This window comes from Palleronia sp. (assembly GCF_042089775.1).
Taxonomy (GTDB): domain Bacteria; phylum Pseudomonadota; class Alphaproteobacteria; order Rhodobacterales; family Rhodobacteraceae; genus Palleronia.
Window position 1 is genome coordinate 1 of sequence record NZ_JBELKF010000121.1, and the last position, 7,171, is coordinate 7,171.

8 protein-coding genes and 1 pseudogene are annotated in these 7,171 nt (G+C 62.5%); 5 read left to right on the forward strand and 4 right to left on the reverse strand.

Annotated elements, in window-relative coordinates; all coding sequences use genetic code 11:
* Window positions 1-770 precede the first annotated feature (770 nt).
* Complete coding sequence (locus ACFDS3_RS17905; RefSeq protein WP_375263716.1) at window positions 771-1,253, forward strand: PRC-barrel domain-containing protein; 483 nt, start codon at window positions 771-773, stop codon at window positions 1,251-1,253.
* 677 nt (window positions 1,254-1,930) lie between these two features.
* On the opposite strand, the gene ACFDS3_RS17910 is transcribed toward ACFDS3_RS17905, so the two are convergent.
* Window positions 1,931-2,974, reverse strand: a complete 1,044-nt coding sequence (locus ACFDS3_RS17910; RefSeq protein ID WP_375263717.1) for a sodium:calcium antiporter — start codon at window positions 2,972-2,974, stop codon at window positions 1,931-1,933.
* 382 nt (window positions 2,975-3,356) lie between these two features.
* Entirely contained in the window at window positions 3,357-3,911 is a 555-nt protein-coding gene (locus ACFDS3_RS17915; RefSeq protein WP_375263718.1) for an iron transporter, read from the reverse strand.
* Between the two features lie 599 nt (window positions 3,912-4,510).
* Here ACFDS3_RS17915 and ACFDS3_RS17920 point away from each other — a divergent pair.
* From ACFDS3_RS17920 to ACFDS3_RS17930, 3 genes are all read left to right on the forward strand, one after another.
* On the forward strand, window positions 4,511-5,014 hold the full coding sequence (locus ACFDS3_RS17920; protein ID WP_375263719.1) for a hypothetical protein: 504 nt from the start codon (window positions 4,511-4,513) through the stop codon (window positions 5,012-5,014).
* 226 nt (window positions 5,015-5,240) lie between these two features.
* On the forward strand, window positions 5,241-5,429 hold the full coding sequence (locus ACFDS3_RS17925) for a DUF3008 family protein (RefSeq protein WP_375263720.1): 189 nt from the start codon (window positions 5,241-5,243) through the stop codon (window positions 5,427-5,429).
* A gap of 6 nt (window positions 5,430-5,435) precedes the next feature.
* Complete coding sequence (locus tag ACFDS3_RS17930) at window positions 5,436-5,660, forward strand: alcohol dehydrogenase catalytic domain-containing protein (protein WP_375263721.1); 225 nt, start codon at window positions 5,436-5,438, stop codon at window positions 5,658-5,660.
* A 111-nt stretch (window positions 5,661-5,771) separates the two neighbouring features.
* On the opposite strand, the gene ACFDS3_RS17935 is transcribed toward ACFDS3_RS17930, so the two are convergent.
* Both ACFDS3_RS17935 and ACFDS3_RS17940 read right to left on the reverse strand, forming a co-directional pair.
* Window positions 5,772-6,050 (reverse strand): GlsB/YeaQ/YmgE family stress response membrane protein, encoded by a 279-nt coding sequence (locus ACFDS3_RS17935; protein WP_375263722.1) that lies wholly within the window; start codon window positions 6,048-6,050, stop codon window positions 5,772-5,774.
* Between the two features lie 174 nt (window positions 6,051-6,224).
* Window positions 6,225-6,554, reverse strand: a complete 330-nt coding sequence (locus ACFDS3_RS17940; RefSeq protein WP_375263723.1) for a hypothetical protein — start codon at window positions 6,552-6,554, stop codon at window positions 6,225-6,227.
* Window positions 6,555-6,799: 245 nt separating this feature from the next.
* Here ACFDS3_RS17940 and ACFDS3_RS17945 point away from each other — a divergent pair.
* Window positions 6,800-7,171: pseudogene (locus ACFDS3_RS17945) on the forward strand (transposase); the annotation flags it as partial.

Below are 7,171 nucleotides of genomic sequence, written 5' to 3' on the forward strand. Positions count from 1 at the left end.
GCCGGTGACGTGAGCTTGAGGCGCGCGTTGTGCCAGGCCGCAATCGTGATGATGAACCGGGGCCAAGCGGCATGGCCGAGAAGCTGGGGCGCTCAAGGTGCAAAGCGCCGGGGCAGAAAAAGGGTGACGGTGGCGTTGGCCTGCCGGATCTCGGTCACTCTGCAGCGCATGTGGGTCGATGACACCGCCCTCCAGATGGATGCTGCGCCGACAGCTTGATCCGCAGGCTGCTACCTCTGCCTGTTCGCAGGCCTTCGAGGTCCCGCAGGGCCGTGGTTCCGATGATGCCGTGCTCCGGACCGGGGCTGGCGAAATGCTCTCAAGAATGCGGATGATGCGGCTGAACACGTGTGCGGCGCACCCTCCCTGGATGGCTGCGCCCAGAGGGCTACTGGTCGAGCCGGCCATTATCCCGCGCGAGCAACCGGTCTTGGCTGTTCAAGACGACATAGGCGGACCGGGGAGCCGTATCCACTACAAAGACAAGCCGGGAACGCCCGTGGCGGAACTTGTCACAAGGTTGCCGGTTTCGTTATAGTCAATGATGCGAAACTCCACATCTCGTCGAAGGACGTCGGCAAGAGGAGCAATTTCCAACCCAATAAGCAAGTGTCGCGTTCTGCAGACGCGCGAGATCATTTCGCCTGCGCCTTGCGCCACCGTTGCGATCCGCGATCTTGCGCGCTTCCGGAGATCAAGCCTCGCGCTGAAATGGAACGTCCCGCGGGCCGAACCGTTGTTCAGTTTCAAAAGTGACACGGAGGATAAGCATGAAACGCTTCAGTATTTCTGCTCTCGCCCTTGCCCTTTCGGCCGGGACTGCCGGCATCGCGCAAGCAGAAACGCATCTTGCCACTGAATTGGGCATGAATAGCGGCGTCGTCTCCGGTGAGCTGAGCGAACAGTTCATTCGCGCCGAAAGCATCATCGGTGCCGACATCTACACGCAGTACATGGAATATGACGAAGCCAGTTGGGGCGACACCGGCTACTATGGGGAGATCGACCAGGATTGGGAAGAAATCGGCAAAGTCTCTGACATCGTCATTTCTCGGGACGGCACCATCGTCGGCGTAATTGCCGAAATAGGCGGCTGGCTGGACATCGGTGATGAAGACGTCGTCATCGATATCGCCGACCTGAAAACAGTCGGTGGAACCGCAGAGAGCGGCTACGGCGACCTGGCTCTCGTGACCCCGCTGTCCCAAGAGCAACTCGAGGCGCGCCAAGAGGGCGACAGCGGCTGGTGGTGACATGACCCAGCGGCGGCCCGCGTCGGAAGCGGGCCGCTTCACGCGTGACAGGGAGCGTTTCTGAACCTGTGCCCCGACTTGCTGGTGACATTTGCCGCTATCAGCTTTGTCCGCTGCTTGTCCTCCATCGCAGCGACACTGACTGCACAAGTATTCGTCCCTGATTATGATCGGGTATCAGATACCATCAATGATCTGGCGGACGGCAGATGGAAGATCACCATGTACGCCGCCCTCTACGGATTCGCAGCCGGGCTGCTTACCATTTCTTTCGCATCAACTCATGCGCACCTGGGGGAGTCGAATGGCCTGTTCGACTTCTCGGCTGTCGCTGCGCTCATGGTCGTGGTGGGTGCACGGAACGAGTATGGCGACAGCGATCGTGAAGGCGTCGCTGGAGTGAATGCCTGCGCGATCGTCTCGACTTTCGCGCCTCGTTCTGGCGGTTACGCCGGAGCGCTCAGCAGGCGACTACACATGCACAATCGCCCGACATCTGCTGAACGCACTTCATTATGCTCGGTCCTACCCAGATGGGGCTCGGAAGAGACGAGATCTCCAGCAGATGCGTAGGTAGTCGATCCCAACCCCAGGAGACAGGCTGCGGGAGCGGCGCCGCAGGACACGCAGCTGCGGCTTGCAGGCACGGCCTAGGGAAAGGACTTTTCCTCCCTCCGTCAAAGCCCACCGGACAACACCTGAACCACGACCGCGCCTCCATACACGAGGAGGAGGAGCGCGCTCTCGATCCCGATCCTCCCTGGACCCTGTCTTTGCCGCAAGATCAGGCCGCCCATCAGGATGCCGGTCATAAGCAAAGCAGAAACGATCCAGAAATAGTCCTGGGACGAAACAGCGTGGTAAAGCGATCCGTCGCGATAGGAAATGTCCGACGCCATGAGGAAAAGAGTGTCGAAGGTGTTGCCGCCGATGATGCCCCCCACGGCCAGTTGCAGCGCACCCCGCCGCACGGCGGCAACGGTGGTCACGAGCTCTGGCAGGGACGTGACGACGGCTGTGGCAAGCGCGCCCATCAAGGTTCCCGAAATCTCCATCCGGTCTGCAAGTTCCGAGGCCGTCTTTGCAACAACATAGCCTGCCGCGCCCATCAGGATCATCAGTGCGGCGAAGGTCAGGAAAAGCCGCTGGGTGCTCTTGGCCTTGCTTTCGGCGTCTTCTTCCTCGGGCTGATCCGCCTTGGTGTCGCCGGTGTCCACCGGCTCCCACATCGGCGCATCATGTACGGCCCGCCCGGCGATCAGCCCCACCGCATAGACGACCGGAATGGCGAAGGAGACGGGATGAATCGCCCAGATCGCGACCTCGGGCGTCGTCATGGCAACCAAGGGCAGCATCAACAGGACCATCAGGACGACACCCTGGAAGAGGTTTCCCAGATCGGCGGCAGCATGTTCCAGGTTGGCCTTGCGGTAGAACATGTCAGCCACCCCAAGGAACACCGTCTGGGCCGCGATGCCGCCAACGCTGTTCGAGAAAGCGAGCGAGGCGTACCCGTCGAGCGCCGCCGTCACCGAAACGATGATCCCGCTGAGCGAGGTCGCGGCCCCCAGCAGGACCCCGCCTATGAGCGCCTCGCCAAGCCCGGTGCGGTCCGCGAGCGTGTCGGCCAAGCCCGTCATCCGCAGGCCCGCCATGAGGATGACGCCGCCCGCCACGACGAACGCAGCGACGAGAGCCAATGTCGAAAAATCATCCCACATGCCGGCCTCCGTTTTGCGACTTTCTCACGTGCGGCACAGGACATTGCCGGGCCGGCGTCTCAGTTTTTGAAGGGACCGCCGCCTTATACCAGCGCCAGACGGCCATTTGCGGTTCAGGGACGGCGGCGCACCGCATGCACGCGGGACAGGCATCGTGTTCACCGTTGGGAGGTGATCATGACGGCAGATCAATACGCAACGGGTCGCGACATGCCGCGGTGCAAGAGTGTCGCGTTGAGCTTTGCCAGCCTTTGGCAGCGGCACGCCGTCTTACCTGCCGGCGTTCGGAGCAGGACCCGCGCAGATGCGAAGAGGTATCGCACCTCCTTCACGCCCGCTGCGGGACTGTGATGAGTCGGCGCCGCATCCCGCGCACAGGGGCTCAGTCCTGCCCGCGTTTGACCTTCACGTCGTCGAAAGTGACCTCGGCTCCCTTGAGGAAACGCTTGCCGTTCTTTTCGTCGTGGCGGGCGAAGCTTGGGGCATCGAAGCGCACCTTCAGCGTATAGCTGCCGTCCGCCGGAAGCTTCCAGTTGCGACCGTAGTGGTAGAGATAGGGATGCCAGAGGAGAGGCATTTCATGGGTGCCGATCTCGTTCCCGTCTCCATCCATGACTGTCGCTTCGATCTTGAGGCCGGGGATCAGACGGCCATCGGCAGCGTCGCGGACGGCGATCTCGATATGAGCATTCTCTTCGTCCGGCTCTGTCCATTCGAGGCCGCCGTTTTTCGGGACGTACATCCCTTCGGCTTCTTCCACGGCATAGGCCACGAGGTACTCGCCCGACTGCACCTCGCGGCCATCATGCGCAATCTCGCCGGTCATATGACGCAAGGTCCGGGTCAGCGCCTCGCCCTGGGCACGGCCTAGCTCGAGCCCTTTCTTGTCGCCCTCGTCGCTGGGCACAAGAGGGGTGGCACCATCGCTGCTGGTCATCCTGCATCTCCTTGAAGGTCTACACGTGAGGCGAACGGCGAGGCTCATCAGCAGTTCCCCATCGAGCGAACGCGCGGGGCCCGGCTGGACTCGTCAAGCCGCTCCAGATGATTGACCAGTCCGCCCTCGAAGTCGGGCTTGGCCGCTTGGCTTCCTGTGTCGGCAGGTTCGCCCTCGACCACGTCGCAAGGGGCTTTGCAGGCAGGCGACCTCCTTCTGCGGCCGCCGCATCGCTTTGCGTAGTCGAACCAGCAGATGAAACGTTCGTTGGAGGGAATGCCACGACAACAGACAGGATCATGACGACTGGCAGCCAATGGAGAACATGGGTGCTGGCACGCGTGCCTTGATGCGCTGCGCGCGATCGTGGGGCAGCGGCAGATCTTGCGCATTACGACGGTTGCGCTCGTGCTGCCCATCGCATTTGGCGCGAACACTGATGTCTGTCCCGCCTGCAATGCGCCCCCGCAGCGTGAGAGCGCACTGGCGTTTTCGATCTCTGCCTCGGCGCTTCGTTCGTTTGCACTGCGGCCAAGGCCCGTAAAGCGCCTTCAGGAAGGCTGTGCACGGGGGACAGAATGTGCAGCGCTGGCATTTCCATGATCCTTCTCGCGTTTGTGGACGCGCTTTGGACCGCGCTCTGGGTCGACGGGAATGCCGGTCCGCATTCCGCGAGGATCACAACCTGGAGCTGGCGTGGAGCGCTTGCCCTCATTGAACGCGATCGCCATCTGGTGCTGAGCCTCTTCGGGCCATTCATTCTGGCCTTTGTCGTCCTCCTCTGGATCTCGCTTCTCTGGCTTGGCTGGACACTCGTATATGCCGGCGACCAGGGCTCGCTACTGCATGCTACGACGAATGAGCCCACGGACCGGAGCGGGCGCTTCTACTTCGTGGGCCAAATGTTGTTCGCGGCAGGAAATGGAGACCACACGCCTGACGGTGACGTCTGGCAGACCCTTGCGGCCCTGACGAACATGAACGGCATGTCGCTCGCGACGCTGGCCATCACATACCTGCTGCCCGTCGTGTCGGCAGCCGTCCAGAAGCGCGCATTTGGCAGCCAGGTCGCGGGACTGGGCAGCACGGCCGCGAAATCGTGAAGGGCGGGAGACGCGAAGGCGCTGCCAGCCGTCCCGGATGAGGCGTCGGCCCTGCTCATCGGGTTCAAAAGGCTCAGCCCTTTGAGCCATAGCCAAAGACCTCCTGGCAAGGGGGTCGTGAGCCAGATCAGAGAGGTGACGATGCCGGACCTGCCTTCGCCGCGGAACATCGAAACCAACCACGTGTTCTAGGATCGAACGTTTCTCCTGACGAGAGGATGCTGCGATGCCCGCGAAATCGAAAGCGCAACAGAAGGCCGCCGGTGCCGCGTTGGCCGCCAAGCGCGGCGAGACGAAAGTGAGCGATCTGCAGGGACCCGCGCGCGACATGTACGACAGCATGTCCGAGGAGCAGCTCGAGGACTTCGCCTCGACCGAGCGCAAGAACAAGCCCGAACACGACAGCGAATCCTGAGGTTCGATGTCCCTTGCTATCCGCATTCACGAATTCGGCGCGTCTGACGTCCTCACGTCCGAAGAGATCGACACTCCGGAACCCGGTTTCGGCGAGTTGAGGATTCTTGTTCACGCCGCCAGCGTCAATCCGGTGGACTACAAGATCCGCCGGGGCGCTTACCCGCTGGTCAGCGCCGACGACCTGCCCATCACCATGGGGCGCGATGTCTCCGGCGTCTATCCAAGGTAAGGTCGTCCTGACCGGTTCATGAGGACAAACCTTCCGGTTGAGCCACAATGCTGTTTCTCGGCAGCGACGCCGGAGCGCTGCCATATCGGCAGGCCCTCCGGCGTGATTTTCCTATCGCCGACGCCCGAGAAGCACTTGGACCAAGAGAAGGACGATGATCGCGCCGATAGCTGCGACCGCCAACAGCAGCAAAAGGCCGCCTGCGGCGAGGATGCCGATCCCGAGGGCAGTCAGCACAAATGGTGTCACCACCGCCGCAGCGATGCCTACGACGATGTACAGGGCCATGTTGCGCCCCGCGATCTTGCCTGCGATGAAGCCCGCCACCGCCCCAACCACCGCAAGAAACACCAGCGCGGCGGCTCCGATGGCATCCAGAAGTCCTTCCATCTCTCAGGTTCCTTTCTTCCGTTCCTATGAAAGTGACGCGGGCAGGAATGCGCACGCCTTCTTCCCTACTCCGGGCGCCATACCCGTAGCCAAAGTGTAAGTGCACGTTCACACGCTTTGGCAAGGCGCAAGCCGATGCCGCCGCTCCTCGCTTTCGGACCGCAAAGCCGCGCCTCATGGGATGAAGCTGATGCCAGCGAGCCGCCAGGCACGATCCTGTTCACCCGGTCCATAGTTGCGGCGATCGGCATCATGCGGTGCGCTCGTGACACCGCACAGGTCGGCAACGATGTAGCGGCCCGTCTCGGCCGCGTCCGCCCACCACAGGCCGAAGCCGACGCCGATGATGCCGACGCTGGCGGCCGCTCCGGTCATCCAGTCCGCCTTCTGCATGAGCGCATCGGTGTGCACCACCATGTCCTGGATGCGACGGGCGACGGGCTGTTTCAGGCGACCCAGGATAAATGGCGGCACGATCGGATAGGTAAGAGCGGCAAGCATCAACCAGCCGATCCAGAACGTTTCCCGAAGACGGTAATCGGATCGTGGGGTGCTCTCCGGCGAGCAGAGCAGTGACTGAGCCGCAGACTAGAGCCCGAGCCCGGCGAGCACGCATGCGGAGGGCCATTGTCGCGTAACTCCGACTGCGGACGATTCACAACGCGAACCCATGCGGTTAGGTGAGGCGCATGAGCAAGCCTCCACCCGCCCGCTACCGCACGACGAACTGGTCCAGCTAGCGCGGGTCGATGCTGATCTGGGTAGATAAGGAGATGGCCTGGCTGGCGCCGCATGAAGGCCGCCTGGGACGCCCGCCGGTCTTTTCGGATGCGGCCATCCAGTTCTGCCTCTCGATCAACGTTCTGTGCAAGCTGCCCTTGCGACAGACCGCGGGCATGGTGGCCAGTTTGCTGCGGCTGGCGGGGCTGGACTGGTCCGCGCCCGACTTCAGCACCCTGTGCCGCAGACAGAGTGAGATGGAACCGTGGCCCCAGTGGGGCCGCGTAAGGCCATCGAACATTGGCGGTCCAGATCCCGTCGCCGTGCTGAGGGTCCGCTCAACCTCCTCGTGGACAGCACCGGCATCGAGTTCCTCGGTGATGGCGAATGGCAGACCCGCA

What these genes read in the sequence shown, in the direction of transcription:
- ACFDS3_RS17935 (WP_375263722.1), bottom strand. Translation starts at nt 6,050, where the DNA reads ATGGAAGGACTTCTGGATGCCATCGGAGCCGCCGCGCTGGTGTTTCTT.
- ACFDS3_RS17905 (WP_375263716.1), top strand. Translation starts at nt 771, where the DNA reads ATGAAACGCTTCAGTATTTCTGCTCTCGCCCTTGCCCTTTCGGCCGGG.
- ACFDS3_RS17925 (WP_375263720.1), top strand. Translation starts at nt 5,241, where the DNA reads ATGCCCGCGAAATCGAAAGCGCAACAGAAGGCCGCCGGTGCCGCGTTG.
- ACFDS3_RS17915 (WP_375263718.1), bottom strand. Translation starts at nt 3,911, where the DNA reads ATGACCAGCAGCGATGGTGCCACCCCTCTTGTGCCCAGCGACGAGGGC.
- ACFDS3_RS17930 (WP_375263721.1), top strand. Translation starts at nt 5,436, where the DNA reads ATGTCCCTTGCTATCCGCATTCACGAATTCGGCGCGTCTGACGTCCTC.
- ACFDS3_RS17920 (WP_375263719.1), top strand. Translation starts at nt 4,511, where the DNA reads ATGATCCTTCTCGCGTTTGTGGACGCGCTTTGGACCGCGCTCTGGGTC.
- ACFDS3_RS17910 (WP_375263717.1), bottom strand. Translation starts at nt 2,974, where the DNA reads ATGTGGGATGATTTTTCGACATTGGCTCTCGTCGCTGCGTTCGTCGTG.